26 protein-coding genes are annotated in these 24,628 nt (G+C 46.7%); 3 read left to right on the top strand and 23 right to left on the bottom strand.

What is annotated here, in order from left to right; all coding sequences use genetic code 11:
• Nucleotides 1-43: 43 nt before the first annotated feature.
• From glmU to ACWYU8_RS20070, 23 genes are all read right to left on the bottom strand, one after another.
• Nucleotides 44-1,405 (bottom strand): bifunctional UDP-N-acetylglucosamine diphosphorylase/glucosamine-1-phosphate N-acetyltransferase GlmU, encoded by a 1,362-nt coding sequence (gene glmU / locus ACWYU8_RS20180; protein WP_457521536.1) that lies wholly within the window; start codon nt 1,403-1,405, stop codon nt 44-46.
• 149 nt (nt 1,406-1,554) lie between these two features.
• On the bottom strand, nt 1,555-1,977 hold the full coding sequence (locus ACWYU8_RS20175) for a F0F1 ATP synthase subunit epsilon (protein ID WP_457521535.1): 423 nt from the start codon (nt 1,975-1,977) through the stop codon (nt 1,555-1,557).
• 18 nt (nt 1,978-1,995) lie between these two features.
• Entirely contained in the window at nt 1,996-3,399 is a 1,404-nt protein-coding gene (gene atpD / locus ACWYU8_RS20170) for a F0F1 ATP synthase subunit beta (RefSeq protein ID WP_457521534.1), read from the bottom strand.
• Between the two features lie 35 nt (nt 3,400-3,434).
• Nucleotides 3,435-4,301 carry a F0F1 ATP synthase subunit gamma gene (gene atpG, locus ACWYU8_RS20165; RefSeq protein WP_457521533.1) on the bottom strand — a complete coding sequence of 289 codons (867 nt, stop codon included), beginning with the start codon at nt 4,299-4,301 and terminating at the stop codon, nt 3,435-3,437.
• 44 nt (nt 4,302-4,345) lie between these two features.
• Complete coding sequence (atpA, locus tag ACWYU8_RS20160) at nt 4,346-5,887, bottom strand: F0F1 ATP synthase subunit alpha (RefSeq protein ID WP_457521532.1); 1,542 nt, start codon at nt 5,885-5,887, stop codon at nt 4,346-4,348.
• Nucleotides 5,888-5,900: 13 nt separating this feature from the next.
• Complete coding sequence (atpH, locus tag ACWYU8_RS20155) at nt 5,901-6,434, bottom strand: F0F1 ATP synthase subunit delta (protein ID WP_457521531.1); 534 nt, start codon at nt 6,432-6,434, stop codon at nt 5,901-5,903.
• Between the two features lie 14 nt (nt 6,435-6,448).
• Entirely contained in the window at nt 6,449-6,919 is a 471-nt protein-coding gene (atpF, locus tag ACWYU8_RS20150) for a F0F1 ATP synthase subunit B (RefSeq protein WP_457521530.1), read from the bottom strand.
• Between the two features lie 71 nt (nt 6,920-6,990).
• Entirely contained in the window at nt 6,991-7,245 is a 255-nt protein-coding gene (gene atpE / locus ACWYU8_RS20145) for a F0F1 ATP synthase subunit C (RefSeq protein WP_002540812.1), read from the bottom strand.
• 55 nt (nt 7,246-7,300) lie between these two features.
• The gene (atpB, locus tag ACWYU8_RS20140; RefSeq protein WP_014233417.1) at nt 7,301-8,113 is read right to left on the bottom strand and encodes a F0F1 ATP synthase subunit A; all 813 of its coding nucleotides are present in this window, start codon (nt 8,111-8,113) and stop codon (nt 7,301-7,303) included.
• An 8-nt stretch (nt 8,114-8,121) separates the two neighbouring features.
• The gene (locus ACWYU8_RS20135; RefSeq protein ID WP_444496083.1) at nt 8,122-8,511 is read right to left on the bottom strand and encodes a F0F1 ATP synthase subunit I; all 390 of its coding nucleotides are present in this window, start codon (nt 8,509-8,511) and stop codon (nt 8,122-8,124) included.
• A gap of 189 nt (nt 8,512-8,700) precedes the next feature.
• Complete coding sequence (locus tag ACWYU8_RS20130) at nt 8,701-9,582, bottom strand: ParB/RepB/Spo0J family partition protein (protein WP_457521529.1); 882 nt, start codon at nt 9,580-9,582, stop codon at nt 8,701-8,703.
• 24 nt (nt 9,583-9,606) lie between these two features.
• Entirely contained in the window at nt 9,607-10,380 is a 774-nt protein-coding gene (locus ACWYU8_RS20125) for a ParA family protein (RefSeq protein WP_444496081.1), read from the bottom strand.
• A 10-nt stretch (nt 10,381-10,390) separates the two neighbouring features.
• A complete protein-coding gene (rsmG, locus tag ACWYU8_RS20120; RefSeq protein WP_457521528.1) occupies nt 10,391-11,026 on the bottom strand; it encodes a 16S rRNA (guanine(527)-N(7))-methyltransferase RsmG in 636 nt (211 codons plus the stop codon).
• Entirely contained in the window at nt 11,026-12,921 is a 1,896-nt protein-coding gene (gene mnmG, locus ACWYU8_RS20115; RefSeq protein WP_457521527.1) for a tRNA uridine-5-carboxymethylaminomethyl(34) synthesis enzyme MnmG, read from the bottom strand. The genes rsmG and mnmG overlap by 1 nt, the downstream gene beginning before the upstream one ends.
• A gap of 477 nt (nt 12,922-13,398) precedes the next feature.
• Nucleotides 13,399-13,833: an FMN-binding protein MioC gene (gene mioC, locus ACWYU8_RS20110; protein ID WP_457521526.1), complete on the bottom strand. Its 435-nt coding sequence runs from the start codon at nt 13,831-13,833 to the stop codon at nt 13,399-13,401.
• Between the two features lie 102 nt (nt 13,834-13,935).
• On the bottom strand, nt 13,936-15,297 hold the full coding sequence (gene mnmE / locus ACWYU8_RS20105) for a tRNA uridine-5-carboxymethylaminomethyl(34) synthesis GTPase MnmE (RefSeq protein ID WP_457521525.1): 1,362 nt from the start codon (nt 15,295-15,297) through the stop codon (nt 13,936-13,938).
• A 382-nt stretch (nt 15,298-15,679) separates the two neighbouring features.
• Nucleotides 15,680-17,302, bottom strand: a complete 1,623-nt coding sequence (gene yidC, locus ACWYU8_RS20100; RefSeq protein ID WP_457521524.1) for a membrane protein insertase YidC — start codon at nt 17,300-17,302, stop codon at nt 15,680-15,682.
• Between the two features lie 2 nt (nt 17,303-17,304).
• Nucleotides 17,305-17,562 (bottom strand): membrane protein insertion efficiency factor YidD, encoded by a 258-nt coding sequence (gene yidD, locus ACWYU8_RS20095; RefSeq protein ID WP_005378822.1) that lies wholly within the window; start codon nt 17,560-17,562, stop codon nt 17,305-17,307.
• Nucleotides 17,529-17,852 carry a ribonuclease P protein component gene (gene rnpA / locus ACWYU8_RS20090; RefSeq protein WP_020333575.1) on the bottom strand — a complete coding sequence of 108 codons (324 nt, stop codon included), beginning with the start codon at nt 17,850-17,852 and terminating at the stop codon, nt 17,529-17,531. Before rnpA ends, yidD begins: the two co-directional genes overlap by 34 nt.
• A 46-nt stretch (nt 17,853-17,898) precedes the next feature.
• A complete protein-coding gene (gene rpmH, locus ACWYU8_RS20085; protein WP_005378825.1) occupies nt 17,899-18,033 on the bottom strand; it encodes a 50S ribosomal protein L34 in 135 nt (44 codons plus the stop codon).
• A 242-nt stretch (nt 18,034-18,275) separates the two neighbouring features.
• The gene (locus tag ACWYU8_RS20080; protein ID WP_457521523.1) at nt 18,276-19,013 is read right to left on the bottom strand and encodes an amino acid ABC transporter ATP-binding protein; all 738 of its coding nucleotides are present in this window, start codon (nt 19,011-19,013) and stop codon (nt 18,276-18,278) included.
• Nucleotides 19,010-19,681, bottom strand: a complete 672-nt coding sequence (locus ACWYU8_RS20075; RefSeq protein WP_014230420.1) for an amino acid ABC transporter permease — start codon at nt 19,679-19,681, stop codon at nt 19,010-19,012. The genes ACWYU8_RS20080 and ACWYU8_RS20075 overlap by 4 nt, the downstream gene beginning before the upstream one ends.
• 112 nt (nt 19,682-19,793) lie before the next feature.
• Nucleotides 19,794-20,540: an amino acid ABC transporter substrate-binding protein gene (locus ACWYU8_RS20070; RefSeq protein WP_014230421.1), complete on the bottom strand. Its 747-nt coding sequence runs from the start codon at nt 20,538-20,540 to the stop codon at nt 19,794-19,796.
• Between the two features lie 427 nt (nt 20,541-20,967).
• Between ACWYU8_RS20070 and dnaA the strand changes: the two genes are divergently transcribed.
• From dnaA to recF, 3 genes are all read left to right on the top strand, one after another.
• Nucleotides 20,968-22,374, top strand: a complete 1,407-nt coding sequence (gene dnaA, locus ACWYU8_RS20065; protein WP_457521522.1) for a chromosomal replication initiator protein DnaA — start codon at nt 20,968-20,970, stop codon at nt 22,372-22,374.
• A gap of 63 nt (nt 22,375-22,437) precedes the next feature.
• Nucleotides 22,438-23,538 carry a DNA polymerase III subunit beta gene (dnaN, locus tag ACWYU8_RS20060; protein WP_457521521.1) on the top strand — a complete coding sequence of 367 codons (1,101 nt, stop codon included), beginning with the start codon at nt 22,438-22,440 and terminating at the stop codon, nt 23,536-23,538.
• Between the two features lie 9 nt (nt 23,539-23,547).
• Entirely contained in the window at nt 23,548-24,627 is a 1,080-nt protein-coding gene (gene recF / locus ACWYU8_RS20055) for a DNA replication/repair protein RecF (RefSeq protein WP_457521520.1), read from the top strand.
• Nucleotide 24,628 lies beyond the last annotated feature (1 nt).

The following is a 24,628-nucleotide window of genomic DNA, read 5'->3' as shown; positions in this document are numbered from 1 at the left end:
CACTGTGAGCGGCTTTGATTCAATTTATCAACAAAAGCGTGAGTTATTTCTTTTTAACTGGACGCTGCCAACCAGTAATTCTGCGTTCTTTCGCGCGAGTAATTACTAACTCACCTTCGGCTACATCTTTGGTTAGTGTCGTACCTGCGCCAATGGTTGCGCCGTCCGCGATAGTCACAGGTGCCACCAGCTGACTGTCCGAGCCAACGAAAACGTCATTGCCGATCACGGTTTTGAACTTGTTCGCACCGTCGTAGTTACACGTAATCGTGCCAGCGCCAATGTTAGTGCGTTGACCAATTTCAGCGTCGCCCAGATAAGTCAGGTGGTTAGCTTTAGAACCTGCACCGATACGAGCATTCTTCACTTCGACAAAGTTACCGACGTGAGAGTCGTTACGCATATCAGCACCAGGACGCAGACGAGTAAATGGACCCACGGTACAATCCTCTCCAACAGTCGCACCTTCAATCACGCTGTATGGACGCACGATGGTGTTGTCATCAATCTCACAATCTTTCAACACACAGCCAGCACCGATAACGACGTTATCACCCAATGAAACAGAACCTTCGATGATGACGTTGACATCAATTTCGCAGTCCATACCACATTGCAGCTCACCACGTAGATCAAAACGAGTCGGATCGCGCAGCATTACGCCCTGCTCCAGCAGCTTTTGCGCTTGCATGGATTGGAATGCACGCTCCAAACGAGCAAGCTGAGCACGGTCATTGACGCCTTCAACTTCAATCGCATTAACTGGGTGCACCGCTTCTACCGCACGACCTTCGTCATGTGCTGCTGCGATGATGTCAGTCAGGTAGTATTCGCCCTGCGCATTGTTGTTGTTAAGACCCGACAACCAGCGTTTCAGATCACCGCCTGTTGCGACCATTACACCAGTGTTGATTTCTTTAATCAGCTTTTGCTCTTCACTCGCATCTTTCTGCTCAACGATAGCCACTACCGGGCCATTCTTACGCACGATACGTCCATAACCGGTTGGGTTATCCAGAACAACCGTCAGTAGTGCGATACCACCTGTTGGCTGCGCATCAAGCAGGCTCTCGATGGTTTCCGCAGAAATCAGTGGTACATCCCCGTACAGGATAAGGACTTTTTCATCATCCTCGAATTGAGCTGAAGCCTGATCAACCGCATGACCTGTCCCTAACTGCTCGGCTTGCAGTACCCAGCTAACGGACTCCTCGGCAAGCACTTGCTGCATTTGATCGCCACCATGTCCATACACCAGATGAATGTTTTGCGCACCCAGACCTGTACATGTATCGATCACATGTTTTGCCATTGGCTTGCCTGCCAAAGTGTGTAGCACTTTAGGCATGTTCGAGTACATACGGGTTCCTTTTCCCGCAGCAAGAATTACAGCACTGAATTTCATTAATAACCTATTGACGTTCTTTATGTAGTTGGCAGATATTTTAGACAGCTTGAAGGGATAAGTTAATGGCGAGAAGTCAATTTCCAATGAAAAATAATCAAAAAGGCGACCATTTGGCCGCCTTTTTCATGCAACGTTGCTAATTGAGCTTAGCGACGCTTTTTAGTCAGCTCGATAACTCGTAGCTGAGCAATGGCTTTAGCCAGTTCACTGGCCGCTTGTGCGAAGTCCATGTCGCCATGCTTATTCTGGATATTCTCCTCAGCACGACGCTTAGCTTCTTCTGCCTTCGCTGCGTCTAGATCTTCACCACGAATCGCAGTATCAGCGAGTACTGTAGCAGTACCCGGCTGAACTTCGACCATACCACCAGAGACATAAATGAACTCTTCGTGGCCGTGCTGTTTCACAATACGCACCATACCAGGCTGAATAGCGGTCAGAAGCGGAGTATGGCCATGGAAAATACCAAGCTCACCTTCGCTACCGGTCACCTGAAACGTTTCTACACGACCAGAGAAAATACGTTTCTCAGCGCTTACTACGTCTAGGTGAAAGGTTATTGGTGCCATATCGCCTCCTAGTTAGCCTTATAGCTTCTTAGCATTCTCAATAGCATCATCGATGCTACCGCAGTACATAAATGCCTGCTCTGGAATGTCGTCGTATTCACCAGCTAGTAGACCTTTAAAGCCACGTAGAGTCTCTTTAAGAGGTACGTAAACGCCTGGGTCACCTGTAAATACTTCCGCTACGTGGTAAGGCTGAGTTAGGAAACGCTCAATCTTACGTGCACGAGATACAACTTGCTTATCTGATTCAGACAGCTCGTCCATACCTAGAATCGCAATGATGTCTTTCAGCTCTTTGTAACGCTGAAGTGTCTGCTGAACGCCACGAGCGATGTCGTAGTGCTCTTGACCTACTACTAGCGGGTCTAGCTGACGAGACGTTGAATCTAGTGGGTCGATCGCTGGGTATAGACCCATTGCTGCGATGTTACGGTTAAGTACAACCGTTGCATCCAAGTGCGCGAACGTTGTTGCTGGAGACGGGTCAGTCAAGTCATCCGCAGGTACGTATACCGCCTGTACAGACGTGATAGAACCTTGCTTAGTTGACGTGATACGCTCCTGTAGTACACCCATCTCTTCTGCAAGAGTTGGCTGGTAACCTACCGCAGAAGGCATACGACCTAGAAGTGCTGATACCTCAGTACCTGCAAGCGTGTAACGGTAGATGTTATCAACGAACAGAAGTACGTCACGACCTTCGTCACGGAAACGTTCTGCCATTGTTAGACCAGTCAGTGCAACACGTAGACGGTTGCCTGGTGGCTCGTTCATCTGACCGTAAACCATCGCTACTTTAGATTCTTCAGGCTTCTCAACGTTTACAACGCCCGCTTCCTGCATCTCAAAGTAGAAATCGTTACCTTCACGAGTACGCTCACCAACACCAGCAAATACTGATAGACCTGAGTGTTGAAGTGCGATGTTGTTGATAAGTTCCATCATGTTAACGGTCTTACCTACACCTGCACCACCGAATAGACCGATTTTACCACCCTTCGCGAATGGACAAACCAAGTCGATTACTTTAACACCAGTTTCTAGTAGAGCTGTTTCGTTTGATTGCTCTTCGTAGCTTGGTGCTTCACGGTGAATAGAGTAAGTCTCTTCTGCACCGATTTCACCACGCTCGTCAATCGCGTCACCTAGAACGTTCATGATACGACCTAGGGTCTTAGTACCTACTGGTACTGAAATTGGAGCGCCAGTATTTACTACTTCAACTCCACGACGTAAACCATCAGAGCTACCCATTACGATACAACGAACTACGCCACCGCCTAGCTGTTGTTGAACTTCAAGAACTAGACGCTCTTTTGAGTCCGTTACGTTTAGAGCGTCATATACACTAGGTACATCGCTCTGTGGGAACTCTACGTCGACTACCGCACCGATGATCTGTACGATCTTACCTGTAGCCATCGTTAATCCTCTAAACTATTTCGTTTTACCTAAGCTTAAACCGCAGATGCACCACCAACGATTTCTGACAGTTCTTGTGTGATCGCAGCCTGACGGGCTTTGTTGTACACAAGTTCTAGATCTTCAATCAAGTTGGTTGCGTTATCCGTTGCAGCCTTCATCGCAATCATTCGAGCCGCTTGCTCACAAGCAAGGTTCTCAACCACACCTTGGTATACCTGAGACTCTACGTAACGCACTAGTAGCGTATCCAGTAGAGGTTTTGGCTCAGGCTCATAGATGTAGTCCCATGAGTGCTCACGCTGCATTTCTTTGCTGTCCGATTTAGGCAAAGGTAGCAATTGATCGATCGTTGGTTGCTGAACCATAGTGTTCACAAACTTGTTGAACACTACGTATAGACGGTCCAGTTCACCTTCATCGTATTTCTTTAGCATTACGCCAACAGAACCGATTAGGTCTTCCAGGCTTGGATTATCACCAAGACCAGAAACCTGTGCCGCAACTTTTGCGCCACCATGTTTAAAGAAAGCTGTTGCTTTCGAGCCAATTACTGCCAGCTCAATTTCAGCACCTTTCTCTTTCCATGTTTTCATATCTGTAACGGCTTTTTTGAACACGTTGATGTTCAAACCACCACACAGACCACGGTCTGTCGAAACGATGATGTAACCAACACGTTTAGCTTCACGCTCTTCTAGGTACGGATGACGGTACTCTAGATTTGCATTAGCCACGTGACCGATCACTTTACGCATTGTTTCAGCGTATGGACGAGAAGCTTCCATTGCATCTTGAGAACGACGCATTTTTGAAGCTGCTACCATTTCCATCGCTTTCGTAATTTTCTGCGTGCTTTTAACACTACCGATTTTATTACGTATCTCTTTTGCGCCGGCCATCGTTACTCTCCGTTAGTTGGTGACAGAGACTGCCACCGACCTAATTACCAAGTTTGGGTTGCTTTGAAGTCGTCAGTCAGTTTCTTCAACTGAGCTTCGATTTCATCGTTGTAAGCACCAGACTTGTCGATCTCAGCTGCTAGTTCAGCGTATTGACCGCGAGCGTACGATAGTAAAGCCGCCTCGAAATCTAGAACTTTGCTTAGTTCTACATTATCAAGGTAACCGCGCTCTGCTGCGAAGATAGTTAGCGCTTGGTCAAATACAGACATTGGAGCGTACTGCTTCTGCTTCATTAGTTCTGTAACTTTTTGACCATGGTCTAGCTGTTTCTTCGTAGCTTCATCAAGATCAGAAGAGAACTGAGCAAATGCTGCTAGTTCGCGGTATGCAGCTAGTGCTGTACGGATACCACCTGATAGCTTCTTGATGATTTTCGTCTGAGCCGAACCACCTACACGAGATACTGAGATACCTGGGTCAACCGCTGGACGTACACCTGCGTTGAATAGCTCAGTTTGTAGGAAGATCTGACCATCGGTAATCGAGATTACGTTAGTCGGTACGAATGCTGAAACATCACCTGCTTGAGTTTCGATGATAGGAAGAGCAGTCAAAGAACCAGTCTTACCTTTCACTTCACCGTTAGTGAAACGCTCTACGTACTCTTCGCTTACACGAGCTGCACGCTCTAGTAAACGAGAGTGGAGGTAGAATACGTCACCCGGGAATGCCTCACGGCCTGGTGGACGTTTAAGTAGTAGAGAGATCTGACGGTAAGCTACCGCTTGTTTAGATAGATCATCGTAAACAATCAGTGCGTCTTCGCCGCGATCGCGGAAGTATTCACCCATCGCACAACCTGCGTATGGCGCCAGGTATTGAAGCGCTGCAGATTCAGAAGCAGATGCAACAACAACGATAGTGTTAGCTAGCGCGCCGTGCTCTTCTAGTTTGCGAACTACGTTAGCGATAGTCGATGCTTTCTGACCGATTGCTACGTAGATTGAGAAAATACCAGAGTTTTTCTGGTTGATAATCGCGTCGATCGCCATTGCTGTTTTACCAGTCTGACGGTCACCGATTACTAGCTCACGCTGACCACGACCGATTGGGATCATTGAGTCAACTGATTTGTAACCAGTTTGTACAGGTTGGTCTACCGATTTACGGTCGATTACACCTGGTGCGATTACTTCTACAGGCGAAGTCATTTTCGCTTCGATTGGACCTTTACCATCGATAGGCTCACCTAGCGTGTTTACTACGCGGCCTAGTAGTTCTGGACCAACTGGCACTTCAAGAATGCGGCCAGTACCTGTAACTTTCATGCCTTCCTTAAGGTCAGCATATGGGCCCATTACTACCGCACCAACCGAGTCACGCTCAAGGTTAAGTGCTAGTGCATAACGGCCACCCGGTAATTCAATCATTTCACCTTGCATCACGTCCGCTAGGCCGTGGATGCGGATGATACCATCGCTTACCGATACGATAGTACCCTCGTTGCGAGCTTCACTAACAATATCGAAAGATTCGATACGTTGTTTGATCAGATCGCTGATTTCCGTGGAATTAAGTTGCATGCTCCAATCCCCATTAAGACTGCAATGCATCGCTCAGGCGGTTCAAACGACCACGCGCTGAGTCATCGATGACTAGGTCTCCGGCTCGAATAATAACCCCACCAAGTAGGGTCTCATCTACACTGCAATTCAGCTTCACTTTACGTTCAAGACGTGCTTCAAGTTTGCTGCCAATATTTGCAAGTTGTTCATCAGAAAGTTCAGATGCTGAAATCACTTCAACATCGATTTCTTTCTCATGCTCTTTCTTCAGAATGAAGAATTGCTCACAAACATCAGGAAGGGCCGTTAAACGACCATTCTCAGCCATAACCTTCAGAAGGTTTTGACCGCTTGCATCAACTTGGTCACCACAAACTGCAACAAAAATCTCTGCCATTTTTTCAGCAGAGAATGAGCTGGTTAGTAGCTCACTCATTTGTTCGTTTTTGGCAACTTCAGCAGCAAAAGACAGCATTTGACCCCATTGGGCTAGTTGGTCTTTTTCTACCGCAAAGTCGAAAGCTGCTTTAGCATAGGGGCGTGCGATTGTAGTCAAATCAGACATATGCGCCCCCAGACTTAAAGTTTTGCAGTAATGTTGTCGAGAATATCTTTTTGCGCTTCTTTATCGATAGTACGCTCAAGGATTTTCTCAGCACCAGCTACAGCCAGAGTAGCAACTTGTTTGCGCAGCTCATCGCGCGCACGATTACGTTCTGCTACAAGTTCTGCTTCCGCTTGCGTTAGGATTTTCTGGCGTTCTGCCTGAGCTTCCTCGCGAGCTTCTTCTAGAATTTGAGACTTACGTTTGTTCGCTTGCTCAATGATCTCAGTTGCTGTGCGCTTCGCTTCTTTCAATTGATCAGAAGCGTTGGCTTGTGCTAGATCCAAGTCTTTCGCAGCACGTTCAGCTGCTTGAAGACCATCAGCGATTTTCTTCTGACGTTCTTCAATCGCTTGCATCAATGGCGGCCATACATACTTCATGCAGAACCACACAAATAGTGCGAACGATATTGCTTGACCTAGCAGAGTTGCGTTTATGTTCACAACAGCTACCCCTCTATTTGGACTTAGTGTTAATCAGTGACAAGCCAGAGCTCGCCCCGAGTTAAAGGTGATTAACCTAGTTGACCAACGAATGGGTTTGCGAATGTGAATAGTAGCGCGATTACGATACCGATCATTGGAACCGCATCAAGTAGACCTGCGATGATGAACATCTTAACTTGTAGCATAGGAGCCATTTCTGGTTGACGTGCTGCACCTTCAAGGAATTTACCACCTAGCAGTGCGAAACCAATCGCTGTACCAAGAGAAGCAAGACCGACGATAATACCTACGGCGATTGCAGAAAAGCTCAGTAAAGTTTCCATTACTATCTCCAATTTATAGTTGTTGGCTTAGTGCCCAAATAAAAAGCTAAAAAAATTAATGATCAGGATCTTCGTGTGCCATTGACAGGTAAACAATTGTCAACATCATGAATACGAAGGCTTGAATCGTAATAACCAAGATATGGAAGATTGCCCACGGTAGTGAACCCATCCATTGTAAGTACCATGGTAGCATTGCCGCACAAAGAATGAATACAACCTCACCCGCGAACATGTTACCGAATAGACGCATACCAAGTGATAGAGGTTTCGCAAGTAGCGATACCACTTCAATCAGTAGGTTAAACGGAATCATCAGTGGGTGATTGAATGGATGTAGTGCAAGTTCTTTTGCGAATCCACCTAGACCTTTCACTTTGATGCTGTAGAAAATCATCAATGCAAACACGCCTAGAGCCATAGCCATGGTGATATTCACATCAGCAGACGGTACGACCTTAAGGTAAGGAATACCAAGCCAATGTTCTGCTGGGTATGGTAAGAAGTCGATCGGGACTAAGTCCATCACGTTCATCAAAAATACCCAACAAAAGATAGTCAGTGCTAAAGGCGCGATCAGTGGGTTGCGTCCATGGAACGTATCTTTGACGTTATCAGCGACAAATTCTACGATCATTTCTACAGCACACTGAAGCTTACCCGGTACACCCGCTGTTGTTCTCTTCGCTACTTTGTAAAAGATTCCGAGGAAAATTAAACCAGTAAACCAAGAAAAAAACAGGCTATCGATATGTACGTTCCAGAAACTTGTCTCCTCCGCAACTAAACCTAACTTGTATAACGATAGGTTAGAAAGGTGGTGGGCAATGTAACCGGACGATGTTAGCGCTTCACCTGGCGCAGCCATAACTCATCCTATTTTTTGTTGTTAATGAATAGCACTGGTGCAAAGATATTAATACCTAGTACCAGCAAATAGGTTAGTTTGAGGGGAACAAGTTCCACCTGCATATACATGTAGGCAACATAGAACAGTGCAACCGTGATGAGAATTTTCAGTACTTCACCCGTATAGAAAGAAGCAGCGATGCGCTTGGCAGCGCGAGCTCCACTAAACATGAAAGCACATAACGCGAATACTGCATTGGCGATGACAAAAATGCCCCCACCAATCAACGCTGAAAGTCCCCAATCAGGATTTACGGCCACCGCCATTCCTGCAGCCACAAAAATAACCGCGCCAGACTCGATCATTAACAATTGCCTTGCAAGCTCTCGTCCTGGTCTAGCTAACGCAGCTACCATGTATTCGTACCTCTAGTATTATCCACTTCGCACTAAACTCTCTGTGCAGGGAAATTGGCGAAAATTATACGTTCAGTCCAACCGAATGCAATTAAATTGCATCAAAAACTTACAGTTTTGTTTACAAAACGACAACTTTCGCACAAAATTCGAATTATTCAGTTAATTGACCTAAATCAATTATCTCATTTAGGCTTCCAGCTTGGCAATAAGTTGGTCCAATTTGTGAGGCTCATCAATACTTATCGTCAATTTAGCTTTTCCGTTAGCAGAACGAACCAAAGAAACTTTAGCGTCAAGCATTTGGCTTAATTTATGCGACATTTGCTCGGCTTCGGTATCTTCTTGTTGCGCTTTTTGCTCATTCTGTGGGGCTAGGCACTTTTTTACTAACTGTTCGGTTTGACGGACAGTCATTTGCTTCTTCGCAACTTGCAGAGCCACTTCGATTTGCTGCTCACCTTCCAGTGCTAATAGTGCTCGCGCGTGGCCCATCTCCAGCTTTTTCTGCGCAACCAGACTTTTCACTTCAAGCTCAAGCTGATTCAAACGCAGCAAGTTGCTCACCGTCGTTCTTGACTTACCAATCACATCCGCGACTTGTTGGTGCGTTAAGACAAACTCGTCTTGCAGACGCTCAAGAGCCTGAGCCTCTTCAATGACATTGAGATCTTCACGTTGGATGTTTTCAATCAACGCCATAGCAATCGCTGCGCGATCTTCAACCTTTTTCACTAAACAAGGGACACGCTTAAGTCCAGCTTGCTTTGCCGCGCGCCAACGACGCTCACCTGCGATGATTTCAAACTGGCCACTTTCGACCTGACGCACCACGATAGGCTGAATTATGCCCTGAGATTGAATCGAGGCGGCCAGTTCTTCAAGCGCTTCTGGCGCCATATCTTTACGCGGTTGGTAGATACCCGGTTGCAATTGACCAATCGCTAAGTCAGTTAACTCACCGTCAGCCGATAGAGCTTGGCTTTGCGATGCAATGTGCTGTTTTTCTCGGGCAAATGAACTGGTCGACAACAACGCATCCAGTCCTTTTCCTAGACCACGCTTAGACATGGGATTGAATTCCTTAGGTTAGAGTTAAACTGGAAGCTCTTCACGGCGTAGCATTTCTCCCGCTAGGGCAAGGTACGCTTTAGCACCCGCAGAGTACTTATCGTAGTACATAGCAGGTTTACCGTGACTTGGCGCTTCAGCCAAACGTACGTTACGCGGGATAACCGTGCGATACACTTTGGTACCAAAGTGCTTTTTAAGTTGGTCAGAGACTTCGTTCGATAAGCGGTTACGCGGATCGTACATAGTCCGCAGTAAACCTTCAATTTTGAGGTTTTCATTAACCACGGCAGCTAATTTGCTGATCGTATCCATCAGAGCAGTTAAACCTTCTAACGCAAAGTATTCACATTGCATTGGCACCAGCACTGAGTCGGCTGCAGCCATAGCATTGATTGTAAGAAGGTTTAGAGAAGGGGGACAATCGATAAAGATGAAATCATAGTTATCACGAACTGACGCTAAGGCATTTTTCAGACGAACTTCGCGAGCAAACACTTCCATCAGTTTGATTTCTGCTGCCGTCACATCACCGTTTGCAGCGATAAGATCGTACTTACCGCTCGTTTCGGTACACACAACTTGGTCAAACGGCGCTTCTTCAACAAGAAGATCATATGCAGTGGCATCAACCATATACTTATCAACACCACTGGCCATCGTAGCATTGCCTTGAGGATCGAGATCGATAACCAAAACTTTGCGCTTTGTTGCCGCCATCGAAGCCGCTAAGTTAATGCACGTTGTTGTTTTGCCGACCCCACCTTTCTGGTTGGCGATTGCTACAATTTTACCCACGATTACCTCGCTAATTATCCTTGCGCGATAAGATTACTAGATGACGATCCCCTTCTAACTCAGGAACCATCAAAGATATGACCTCGGTCACATAGCACCACTCAGGAAGCTGATCTATTTCATCTTTAGGGAGCTGACCTTTCAATGCAAGAAATAATCCATTTTCCTGATTAGGCAGATGATGACACCATTCAACCATATCTGTCATTGAAGCAAAAGCACGACTTAGAACGCCATCAAACTTTTCTTCAGACTGAAATTCTTCAACGCGACTCTGAATTGGTGTCACATTGTTCAGCCCTAAAGCATGTACGACTTGCTTGATGAAGCGAATACGCTTACCTAAGCTATCGAGCAAGAAGAAGGTCTTGTCAGGATTCATGATGGCCAGTGGAATCCCAGGCAAACCCGGGCCAGTACCAACATCGATAAATCGTTCACCTTGCAAGTGAGTACTAACCACTATGCTATCAAGGATATGTTTCACTAACATCTCAAGCGGATCGCGTACCGAGGTTAAATTGTAAGCTTTGTTCCACTTGTCGAGCAGTTCGACGTATCCAACCAACTGCTCGCGTTGTTTGTCTGAAACCTCTAAGTCGGTCTGAGCAATCAGTGCGTCTAACTTGGTTCGTAGTGCACTCATTACTCTTCCTCACCTTTTTTGAGCAAACCGTGCTTCTTCAGATGCACCAGAAGAATCGAAATCGCCGCAGGCGTAATACCTGAAATGCGAGAGGCAATACCAATGCTCTCAGGTTTGGCTTCGCTCAGCTTCGCGACCACTTCGTTCGATAAGCCTTTTACGTCTTTGTAATCCAAATCCGCAGGTAGCTTAGTGTGTTCATGGCGAAGCGATTTTTCGATCTCTTCTTGCTGACGCTTAATGTAACCGTCGTATTTCACCTGGATTTCAACTTGCTCAGCGGCTTGTTGATCGTCCATTGCTGGCGCGAATGCATCCAATTGAGTTAACTGAGAATAGGTGATCTCTGGACGACGTAGCAGATCCTCACCACTGGCTTCGCGTGCCATTGGGGTTTTAAGCAATTGGTTTAATTCGTCGATACCCGCCGAGTTTGGATTCACCCATGTCGCTTTCAGACGCGCACGTTCGGTTTCCATGTTATCGATTTTTTGGTTGAAACGGGCCCAACGAACGTCATCCACAAGTCCAAGCTCACGCGCTTTTTCTGTCAAACGTAAATCAGCATTGTCTTCTCGAAGTAACAAACGGTACTCGGCGCGAGAGGTAAACATACGGTACGGCTCTTTAGTACCCATTGTTGACAGATCATCAATCAATACGCCCATGTAAGCCTGATCACGACGTGGGCTCCAGCCTTCTTTGTCCTGACTGTACAAACTTGCGTTCAGACCTGCCATCAGACCTTGAGCGGCCGCTTCTTCGTAACCGGTTGTGCCGTTAATCTGGCCAGCAAAGAACAAACCATGAATAAACTTGGTTTCGTAAGTCTGTTTCAGATCTCGTGGGTCAAAGAAGTCGTACTCAATCGCATAACCTGGACGCACGATGTGCGCGTTCTCAAAGCCCTTCATTGAGCGAACGATTTGTACCTGTACGTCAAATGGCAAGCTGGTGGAGATACCATTTGGATACAGTTCGTTGGTTGTTAAACCTTCTGGCTCAATAAAAATCTGGTGACTGTTCTTATCGGCAAAACGCATTACTTTGTCTTCAATAGACGGGCAGTAACGCGGACCAATACCTTCGATAACGCCAGCATACATCGGGCTACGATCGAGGTTATTGCGGATCACATCATGTGTTTTTTCATTTGTATGAGTAATGAAACATGGGATCTGACGCGGGTGCTGCTCGCGCTTGCCCAAGAATGAAAACACAGGCGTTGGATTATCACCATGTTGCTCTTCCAGCACAGACAAATTGACTGAGCGAGCATCAATACGTGGTGGTGTACCGGTTTTCAGGCGATCAACCCGGAACGGAAGTTCACGAAGACGATCCGCAAGTGCGATCGATGGAGGATCACCTGCACGGCCACCAGAAGAACTCTCCATTCCAATGTGGATCTTACCACCCAGGAAAGTACCTACAGTAAGGACCACGGCTTTAGCATGGAATTTCAGACCCATCTGAGTCACAACACCGAACACGCGATCCTGGTCAACAATCAGATCGTCGACAGATTGTTGGAATAACGTCAGGTTAGGTGCATTTTCTAATGCGCTGCGAACATACGCTTTGTAAAGGGCACGATCAGCCTGAGCTCGTGTCGCTCGTACTGCTGGTCCTTTAGAAGCATTAAGTGTGCGGAACTGAATACCCGCATGGTCAATGGCTTGCGCCATCAGACCGCCCATTGCATCCACTTCTTTTACCAAGTGACCTTTACCGATACCACCAATCGCCGGATTACAAGACATCTGGCCTAATGTATCGATGTTATGGGTAAGGAGAAGAGTTTTTTGTCCTGTACGTGCAGATGCGAGTGCGGCTTCCGTTCCTGCATGTCCGCCACCAACAACAATGACGTCAAAGTTTTCGTGATAAAGCATGAACCGACCTCAGGTATTCAAAGGATTTATTGGACAGATAAAGGAGCAGCATTTTACCTGCTTTATGCCAGAGAGAAAATCGTTTTCTCGTTTTATCCGTTTTAAGCTTCAAGATAAATATATATAAGATCTATATATATGATCTTTTATTAGATCTATTATTAGGATCGCTCCCTCCTGTGGATAACCTAAAAATGATCAACAAGATCATGGATCTTCTTTGGATCATATCTTGTGATCTTGCTTGGATCTGATCGAGGATTAGCTGGGATCAAAATGGGTAGTTATACACAGGGGAAGAAAACGATCAAAGTTATTATTGGGATAACTAAAGGAAAATCACTGGATCTTATATTACTTATCCACAGACTTATTGAGTGATTTTTAACCATTTAAGAAAAAAATAACAGGGAAACTTATTCACAGTATGGTTAGCAGAGCCGCAAAGCGACTCTGTAAGAGGTGGAGACGTTAAGGTTAGAATCGCTCGATATGCTCTTTTAGCCATTCTTCCGCGGCATCTTCCGCTACTGTGTGGCTAAGGATATCAATCTTCAGGCAGTCAGCAATCGGTGTTGCACCGATGTCTTCCAGCAAATCATACGCATGTTGGCCAGCGGCACAGAAGGTATCATAGCTTGAGTCACCAATCGCAATCACCGCAAACTTCACGTCCGCCATCTTTGGTGGTGTATTCTGTAGTGCCGCGATAAATGGCTGAATGTTATCTGGGTATTCACCAGCTCCGTGTGTTGAAGTGATGATCAACCAAGTACCTTTATTGTCTATTGACGCTAGCTCTGGCTGATTGTGGATTGTGGTTTCAAATCCCTTTTCTATGAGCAGATCACTCAGGTGATCCCCGACGTATTCCGCGCCACCCAGGGTACTGCCTGTAATAATGTGGATCATTTGTCTTCCTTATAGCCATACCTGCGCTCGAACAAAGCGTTGTTGAGCGAGAGTACAAAAAGAAACGCGGTGGCAAGCTTAAACTTAACACCGCGCGTTATATTATTTGCCGATACAGAATGAAGAGAAGATGCGGCCGAGCAGATCGTCTGAGCTGAACTCTCCGGTAATCTCGTTCAGATGTTGCTGAGTGATGCGTAGCTCCTCCGCGAGTATCTCACCAGCCATATACCCTTCAAGCTGCTCCTGACCGATTTGCAAGTGCTGAGCTGCGCGTTCTAACGCATCCAGATGGCGACGTCGGGCCATAAAGCCACCTTCGGTGTTACCAGAGAAACCCATGCACTCTTTCAGATGCGCGCGCAGAGCATCGACGCCAGCGCCAGTTTTTGCAGATAACCGGATCAAAGTGGGGTTATTCACATGACAGATCCCCATCTCTTCACTAGTTTGATCCGCTTTGTTACGGATCACTGTCATGCCAATATTGTCTGGCAGGCGATCAACAAAGTCAGGCCAGATGTCTTTCGGATCGGTGGCATCGGTTGTGGTGCCATCCACCATAAACAGCACGCGGTCGGCTTGTTCTATTTCCTCCCAGGCGCGTTCGATACCAATTTTTTCTACTTCATCGGAAGCATCACGCAGGCCAGCAGTGTCGATGATGTGTAGAGGCATTCCATCAATATGAATGTGCTCTCTTAGTACGTCACGTGTGGTACCCGCAATATCAGTCACGATAGCAGACTCTTTGCCAGACAGAGCGTTCAGTAGGCTGGATTTACCCGCGTTAGGACGACCAGCGATAACCACCTTCATACCTTCACGCAGAATTGCGCCCTGGCTTGCTTCACGGCGCACAGCATCGAGATTGTCGATAATCGTCTGTAGATCGCCAGCAACTTTGCCGTCGGCGAGAAAATCAATTTCTTCTTCCGGGAAGTCGATGGCGGCTTCCACGTAGATACGCAGATGAATCAGTGACTCCACCAGCGTCTGAATACGTTGAGAGAACTGGCCTTGCAGTGATTGCAGGGCAGATTTCGCTGCTTCTTCTGAGCTGGCATCGATCAGGTCAGCAATGGCTTCTGCTTGAGTCAGATCCATTTTGTCGTTGAGGAACGCGCGTTCTGAGAATTCACCTGGACGCGCGGCGCGTACACCTGCAATCCCCAGAATGCGTTTAATCAGCATATCCATAACCACTGGGCCACCGTGGCCTTGCAGCTCCAGGACATCTTCACCGGTGAACGAGTGCGGGTTAGGGAAGTACAGAGCGATACCTTCATCTAGCACGGTGCCATTTTCCGCCTGGAATGGCAGATATTCTGCGTAGCGAGGTTTGAGTGTTTTACCCGTCACTTCCTCTGCCACCAAATTGGCCTTGGGGCCGGAAACACGAATAATGCCGACACCGCCACGACCAGGTGCGGTCGCTTGAGCGACAATCGTATCTGTAGTCATAATCTTGCCTTTTGAGCTGGGCTCAGCTGAGCCATAACCATTTGTTAGCTGAATTGTATACCCAAATAACTTCAAGGTGCTAGATTCAGCGAGAATGACTTGGTTCACAGACGCGGCAACGATTTGAAGATCTGGTGGTTCTAAATCAAAAATCGTTAACAAAGGATGTGGGCCAAGGCAACTCGCCCTTCGGGAGCATGTCACTGACACGATTTCTGTGTCAAATAACTTGGAAAGAGCTCGCTATTACGCTGCGTTATTTTCCTTGAACTCGAGCCAGTGACAATGCTCTGAACACTGCATCTTGAAGTCATTTGGGTATAAGTAGCCAAAAACAAAAAGGCGACCTTTTGGCCGCCTTTTTCAATCAATTTCCAAAGGATTACTTAGTGTGTAAGCCTTTTTTCTCCAATCCTTTGTAGATCAGAGTTTGCTGGATAAGCGTAACGATGTTCGACACCAACCAGTACAGAACCAGACCTGATGGGAAGAACAAGAAGAAGAAGGTAAACATAACCGGCATGAAGGTCATGATCTTCTGCTGCATTGGATCCGTTACTGTTGTTGGGCTCATCTTCTGGATCATGAACATTGAAGCACCCATCAGTAGTGGCAGGATGTAGTATGGGTCCTGCGCTGAAAGGTCATGAATCCAACCGAAGAATGGGGAGTGACGTAGCTCAACGGATTCCATCAGTGCCCAGTATAGCGAGATAAAGATTGGCATCTGTAGGACAAGAGGTAGACAGCCACCAAGTGGGTTTACTTTCTCTTTCTTGTACAGTTCCATCATTTCCTGGCTCATACGCTGGCGGTCATCGCCGATACGTTCACGCATTGCTTGCAGCTTAGGCTGTAGCATGCGCATTTTTGCCATAGATGTGTATTGAGCTTTTGTTAGTGGGTACATTGCACCACGAACCACGAAGGTCAACAGGATGATTGCCACACCCCAGTTAGACACGAAGCCGTGAATCATAGACAGTAGCCAGTGTAGTGGCTTCGCGATGAACCATAGCCAGCCGTAATCCACAACAAGGTCTAGGTTCGGCGCAACGGCTTCCATTTGATCCTGAAGTTTTGGACCAACCCATAGTGTTGCTTCAAACTTCGCTTGGTCACCATTTGCGATGGTTTTGTTCGGCATACGTACGCCGATATCGCCCATATTACCGATTACACGAGTGTAAAGATTTGTACCAGGTTCGTTACGTGGAATCCAGGCAGCAGCGAAGTAGTGTTGGATCATTGCTGCCCAACCTTGGCCGTCTGCTAGGTTGATAGACAGGTTACGATCCTGCATATCATCAAAGCTGTATTTTTTGTAACGCGTGTCTTCTGTAGAGAAAGCACCGCCGCGGTATGTTGGCATCGTGATGCTGCCGCCATCGTCCATTAGGTTTTGACGCAGGTGAGCGTACATACCAAATGTTGCGTTGTTACCTGAGTTGTTAACTACATCGTACTCAACGTTAAGTGCGTAGCTGCCGCGCTTAAAGATGTAAGTCTTCGTGTACTCAAGGCCGTTTGCTGTGAAAGTCATTGGAACGCGCAGTTCGTCCTGACCATCAGCAAGCGTAAAGCTGTCTGCACTTACATTGTAGTAAGGGCGGTTAGTGCTGCTAAGATCGATACCTTGTGGACCCACAAGGCCGCTTTGCGCGATGAACTGGTGACCTTGAGTGTCTTTTAGCAGAACAAACGGGTCAGCAGAATCAAGTTCAGCAGAATATTGATTTAGGTCGGCATGTACCACATCGCCACCAACGGTGTCGATCGACAGAGTTAAAACATCAGTCGTTACTGTGATAGTTTTTGCAGAAGCTTGCTGGTGTCCTGGAGCTGGGTCTAGATCATCAGCAAAAGATGGTGCAGGTAGACTGCTGTTTGATTGAGCCTGTTCAACTGCTTGAGGTTCTGGATTCTTCGCTACTTGCCATTGTTGAAACAGCAAAAAAGAAACCAGGGCCAAACCGATGAGCAGGATATTACGTTGAGAATCCATCGTTAGTTATCTCTGTCTTGTTTTTGGACTGGTGGAACGGGGTCATACCCCCCTTCATTCAAAGGGTGGCATTTTAATAGACGTTTGCCTGATAACCAACATCCTTTTACAAAACCGTGAGCTCTCAAAGCTTCTAGCGCGTAAGTGGAACAAGTTGGTGTGAACCGGCAACGAGGACCAATCAAAGGGCTGATAAACCAGCGATACAGATAAACGAGCCCAATGGCTATCCACGTGAAGGGCGAGACAGGCGTTGCCATAGCTTATCAAACAATTTAAATAATTCCTCATTGCTTAAATCTTGCGCGCTTTTCTTCGCGATCACAACAAAATCTTTGTTTGGAAGCTGATGTTGCTTATTACGGAAGCTTTCACGAGCCAGGCGCTTAAATCGGTTACGACCGACGGCAGTTTTAATCTGCTTTTTCGGAACAGCCAGACCTAATCGTGGATGAGAAAGAGTGTTATTGCGAGCAATGATGGTGAAATGAGGCGAGCCAGCACGATGAGCCTGCTGGAAGACGTTTTGATAATGCTCGGGAGTTAACAAACGTAACTCCCGATTAAACGCGTACGTGTTCAAAATAAACTAGCGATTATTTTGATAGGCGCGCACGGCCTTTTGCACGACGTGCGTTGATAACTTTACGACCGTTCTTAGTTGCCATGCGAGCACGGAAGCCGTGAGTACGCTTGCGCTTTAGAACTGTAGGTTGAAAAGTGCGTTTCATGATAATTACCTTTACTGATCAGTAGTTTTAGGTTCTTGTTAAACCCGGCGTGGGCACATGCTTTCTTTATATAAAGAAGCTCTTTACATAGAGAAGGCAACCGACGCCTCTCAACAAAGAGGCGGAATTGTAATCACACTCACATTGTGTGTCAATGACTCAATGCGTATGAAATTCCGGCCGGGCGATTATACGTAGTGTGAGCAAAATCTCAAGGATCAATCGATCCTGATGTTTGATCGTTACTCTATCCCAACTTGGTTAAGGAATTTTTTCAAACGAGGATCTTGTGGATTATCGAATATATCCTGTGGAGAACCTTGTTCAACGATATTGCCTTCGGCCATGAAGATCACTCTGTCGGCGACTTCTTTGGCAAATTGCATTTCGTGCGTGACCACCAGCATGGTTTGATGCTGGTTGGCTAACTTCTTCATTAGAGACAATACTTCGCCGACCCATTCCGGATCGAGTGCTGAAGTTGGCTCATCGAACAGCAGCAGTTCTGGCTGTAATGCCATCGCGCGACCAATACCCACACGCTGCTGTTGACCTCCAGATAGCGCAGCAGGGTAGCTGTCGCCTTTTTCCCCGAGGCCAATATCGTCCAGAATCTGCTGAGCACGTTGAAGTGCCTGGCCTTTTTTCCAGCCTCGAACGGTAACCAGACCCTCGGCAATATTCTGGCGCGCTGTCATATGAGCAAACAGCGCATAGTTTTGGAAGACGAAACCCGTTCGGCGGCGTAAAGCCAGCACTTCGGCTTTGGTGTGCTTATTTACATCTACCGACACATCATCAATAGTGATGCGCCCTTCGTCAGCTTGTTCTAAAAAGTTAACTGTGCGTAATAAGGTGGATTTACCGGTACCACTGGAGCCAATGATAACGATGATTTCACCTTGTTTGATGTCGATATCGATGCCTTTCAGCACTTCAGTATCACCAAAGCGCTTATGAATATTCTCTAATTTAATCATCGAACGTACGCCTTATTAAGTTTTGCTTCAGCCCAAATTTGAACGCGGGTCAGAATCACTACCACGCCCCAGTAAATCAGAGCGACGGCAAGGAAAGCTTCAAAGAATCGGAAGCTGGATGATGCTTCCATCTGCGCTTTAGCCATGATTTCTGCTACGCCCAGCGTAAAGGCGAGGGAGGTCGATTTAATCATATCGATGAAGTAGTTCATCAGAGATGGCAGCGCAACACGTGTCGCTTGCGGCAGGATGACCCGACGCATCGCCTGAGTGGTCGTCATGCCTACCGATAAGCTCGCTTCCATCTGGCTGCGATCAATACCGATGATTGCCGCTCGAATACTCTCTGCCATGTAGGCGGCAAAGTGGAGGGTTAAACCGATCACGGCCGCAGAGAAAGCGTCGAGGCCAACCATAAATGGAAAGATTTGCGGTAAGCCGTAATAAAGCAGGAACAGCTGAACTAAAAGTGGGGTTCCTCGGAAAAAGCTGATGTACAGCTGGCTCAATTGATCGAGTACTGGAACCTTAAAAACGCGGATATTGGCTAAAATGATGGAAAGAATCAGTGAGAACACTAATCCCCATGTTGCCATTTCCATGGTTGTGCCAAGATATTTGAGCAATATCGGCAACAGTTCCAACATGTAATTAAAATCAAATCCCATTCGGCATACCTGAACGCTAGAGAAAAGAAAAGGTGGAAAACTATGTTCCACCTTCACGTAAATTTATAGAGGTGAGGAGGGTATCTCTCCTCACCTTATATTTCAAAGTGTTTTATTTGGTAATGTCGGCACCAAACCACTTCACGGAAATCTTCTCAACGGTACCGTCTGCACGCATTTCTGCAAGTGCTTTGTTAACTTCAGCTTGTAGCTTTTGACCTTTTTCGTTGTTTACGAACGGCCAAGCGTTTTGAATGGTTTCAAATGGTTCGCCAGCTAATTCTAGTGGAAGACCGGTTTTCTTGATCAGCTCTAGTGCTGACAGACGATCCATAACAAAAGCGTCAGAACGACCTAATGCAACATCGTGCTCGATACCTGTATCGTACGTCTTGATGTTGATTTTGCCGTCTTTATCGTACTTACGAAGAAGCTGCTCAAAGTTCGAACCCAGGTTTACTGCTACGGTTTTGCCAGCCAGATCATCGATGCCTTTGATGCTGTCGTTGCCTTTACGTACGGTGATTTGTGCACCGTCAACCACGTATGGGTCAGCAAACAGGTATTTTGCCTTACGTTCTTCTGTCATGGTGATCTGGTTTGAGATCGTATCGATTCGACCCGTTTCTAACAGACCAAACAAACCAGAAAAGTTCGCAGTGACGTATTCGATCTTGTAATCGTTGCGCTTACCGATCTCGTCCCACATATCGACTTCAAAGCCCTGTAGCTTATCTTGCTTAACAAACGTGAACGGGAAGTAACGGCCTGACATACCGACTTTGACTTCTGTTGCTGCTTGAACTGTTGCTGCAGATAGTGCGATAGCCGCTACAGCAACCTTAATCCAGTTTTTCATCTTAAATCTCCACAATTTTATGGTTAGATATACTACTGTTATTTTTCTCAATTAAATAATAACCAAGAGCAATAGTCTAGATCTGGGCGTAATAAGTTAACAATTGTTTCAAATACTAATAAGTTTATTCACAGGTCTGGTGAAATACGATCTCAATAGGGAAATAAGATCGAAAAAATCGCGCTTGGAAATAAAATAATACACAGAGTTATCACCAATTCCTTGATCGGAGGGATTTTGCCCAAAAGTGGATCAATGTGTGGGCAAGTTTGGGGCAAGGTGTGTTGATCTCATCAAGTTTGGCGAAATAATTGTGAATAACTTAGATCTTATTCACTGGATCCTCGATCAAGTGCTGGCGATCTTGGTTATCAACAGGTAAAATTGCCAGTCTTTTCCGACAATCCAATTACTCAGTGGGGGCACCGTGTCATCTTCGCTTTGGCTGCAATGTTTGCAGCAGCTTCAAGAAGAGCTACCAGCAACAGAATTCAGCATGTGGGTTCGTCCGCTACAAGCGGAGCTCAATGACAATACTCTCACTCTATTCGCGCCAAACCGTTTCGTGTTGGACTGGGTACGTGACAAGTATCTGAACAGCATTACTCGTTTACTGCAGGTTTATTGCGGTAATGACATCCCTAACTTACGTTTTGAAGTAGGTAGCCGTCCGGTTTCTGCGCCTAAACCGGCACCGACGCGTACGCCAGCGGATGTGGCTGCTGAATCGTCTGCCCCTGCTCAGTTACAGGCTCGTAAGCCAGTGCATAAAACCTGGGATGATGATGCTCAGGCGATCGCGGACATTAATCACCGCTCGAACGTGAACCCAAAACACAAGTTCAACAACTTTGTAGAAGGTAAGTCGAACCAGTTGGGTTTGGCTGCGGCACGTCAGGTATCGGATAACCCGGGCGCAGCATACAACCCATTGTTCCTATATGGGGGCACTGGTCTGGGTAAAACTCACCTTCTGCATGCAGTAGGTAACGCGATTGTGGATAACAACCCGAACGCGAAAGTGGTGTACATGCACTCTGAACGTTTCGTACAGGACATGGTTAAGGCACTGCAAAACAATGCGATCGAAGAGTTCAAGCGCTACTACCGCAGTGTGGATGCGTTGCTTATCGATGATATCCAATTCTTTGCTAACAAAGAGCGTTCGCAGGAAGAGTTCTTCCATACCTTCAACGCGTTATTGGAAGGCAACCAACAGATCATCCTGACTTCTGACCGTTATCCAAAAGAGATCAGCGGCGTAGAAGATCGTCTGAAATCTCGTTTCGGCTGGGGTCTGACTGTTGCGATCGAACCACCTGAGCTGGAAACTCGCGTAGCGATTTTGATGAAGAAGGCCGAAGATCACCAAATTCACCTTGCGGATGAAGTGGCGTTCTTTATTGCTAAGCGTCTGCGTTCAAACGTTCGTGAGCTGGAAGGCGCGCTAAACCGTGTCATCGCGAATGCTAACTTCACCGGTCGTCCAATCACGATTGATTTTGTACGTGAAGCACTGCGCGATCTACTAGCGCTGCAAGAAAAGCTGGTCACCATCGACAATATTCAGAAAACGGTGGCGGAATACTACAAAATTAAAGTTGCAGATTTACTGTCTAAGCGTCGTTCTCGCTCTGTTGCGCGTCCTCGTCAGTTGGCGATGGCACTGGCAAAAGAGCTGACTAACCACAGCTTGCCAGAAATTGGCGATGCGTTTGGTGGTCGTGACCACACCACGGTACTGCATGCATGTCGCAAGATTGAGCAGCTGCGTGAAGAGAGCCACGATATTAAGGAAGATTACTCTAACTTGATTCGCACCCTGTCGTCTTAATCGGTTAGAATAACAGTATTCTAAGCAAATCATTTATTGAGCTGACAGCGTAAAGAGCCAAGCATGAAATTTACTATTGAACGTAGTCATTTAATCAAACCGCTACAACAGGTTTCGGGCGCTTTGGGTGGCCGGCCAACCCTGCCTATTTTGGGTAACCTACTGATAAAAGTAGAAGAGAACGTGCTATCGATGACCGCAACCGATCTGGAAGTGGAACTGGTTAGCAAAGTGACTCTGGAAGGGGATTTTGAAGCGGGCAGCATTACCGTTCCTTCGCGTAAGTTTCTCGACATCTGCCGCGGTTTACCTGACGATGCGATCATTACCTTCGTATTAGAAGGTGATCGCGTACAAGTTCGTTCTGGCCGCAGCCGATTCTCATTAGCTACGCTACCTGCGAATGACTTTCCGAACATCGAAGATTGGCAAAGTGAAGTTGAAGTGTCACTGAGCCAAGCGGAATTGCGCACATTGATTGACAAGACTCAGTTCTCGATGGCAAATCAGGACGTGCGTTACTACCTCAACGGTATGTTGTTTGAAATTGATGGTACAACGTTACGTAGCGTTGCCACCGATGGCCACCGTATGGCGGTATCACAAACCGAACTGGGCGCAGATTTCGCGCAAAAGCAAATCATTGTGCCACGTAAAGGTGTCCAGGAACTCGTTAAGCTCATGGATGCACCTGAGCAGCCTGTCGTTTTGCAAATTGGTAACTCTAATGTGCGCGCTGAAGTGAACAACTTTATCTTCACTTCTAAGCTTGTTGATGGCCGTTTCCCTGACTATCGCCGCGTATTGCCACAAAATACCAACAAAACCTTAATCGCAAGCTGTGACGAGTTACGTCAGGCATTTTCACGTGCTGCGATTTTATCCAATGAAAAGTTCCGTGGCGTGCGAGTCAATCTGGCAGATACGGAAATGCGCATTACAGCCAACAACCCAGAACAAGAAGAAGCTGAAGAGATGCTGGACGTCAGCTTTGATGGTGAACCGATCGAAATCGGCTTCAACGTCAGCTACGTTCTGGATGTGCTGAATACGCTACGTTGTGAAAATGTGCGCGTGTCGATGTCGGATGCCAATGCAAGTGCGCTTATTGAAAATGCTGACGATGACAGTGCCATGTACGTGGTGATGCCAATTCGTCTATAAGCGAACAGAATGCCTCTTTCTCGTCTTATTATTCAGCAGTTTCGAAACATTAAAGCCTGTGATATTCAGTTATCAGCAGGCTTTAACTTTCTTATCGGTCCGAACGGCAGCGGTAAAACCAGTGTCTTAGAAGCGGTATATTTGCTTGGACATGGCCGCTCGTTTAAAAGCACTCTGACTGGTCGAGTGATCCAAAATGAGTGCGATGAACTGTTTGTTCATGGACGTTTTTTGAACTCTGATCAATTTGAGCTACCAATAGGCATTAATAAGCAGCGCGATGGCTCGACAGAGGTTAAAATAGGCGGCCAATCCGGACAAAAATTAGCGCAGCTGGCACAAGTGTTACCACTGCAGTTGATACATCCGGAAGGGTTTGATTTACTTACCGATGGACCAAAACATCGGCGCGCATTTATCGATTGGGGCGTGTTCCACACCGAGCCCGCTTTTTATGATGCGTGGGGACGTTTTAAGCGTCTTAATAAGCAGAGAAACGCGTTACTGAAAACCGCCACCAGCTATCGAGAGCTCAGCTACTGGGATCAGGAGATGGCGAGATTGGCGGAAAACATAAGCCAGTGGCGAGCGCTGTACATCGAACAGATGAAAACGGTCGCAGAATCCATCTGTCAGACATTTTTGCCAGAATTTGAGATCCAATTAAAGTATTATCGTGGTTGGGATAAAGATACCCCATACCAAGAGATACTAGAGAAGAATTTCGAGCGTGATCAGGCATTGGGTTACACCTTTAGTGGCCCAAATAAAGCGGATTTGCGCATTAAAGTGAACGGAACACCCGTTGAGGATGTTCTGTCACGCGGTCAATTAAAACTCATGGTGTGTGCATTGCGAGTAGCGCAAGGGCAGCATCTGACAGAGATGACCGGTAAACAATGCATTTACCTAATTGACGACTTTGCGTCGGAATTAGACAGCCAACGTCGTAAGCGTCTTGCAGAGTGCTTGAAAGAGACGGGCGCACAAGTATTTGTAAGCTCTATCACTGAAAACCAAATCGCCGACATGTTGGACGAACATGGTAAATTGTTTCATGTGGAACATGGCAGGATAGAGTCAAACTAGA

Source organism: Vibrio limimangrovi, assembly GCF_054064025.1.
The sequence above is the reverse complement of the archived record's forward strand: the minus strand, read 5'-3'. Positions and strand labels throughout refer to the sequence as shown.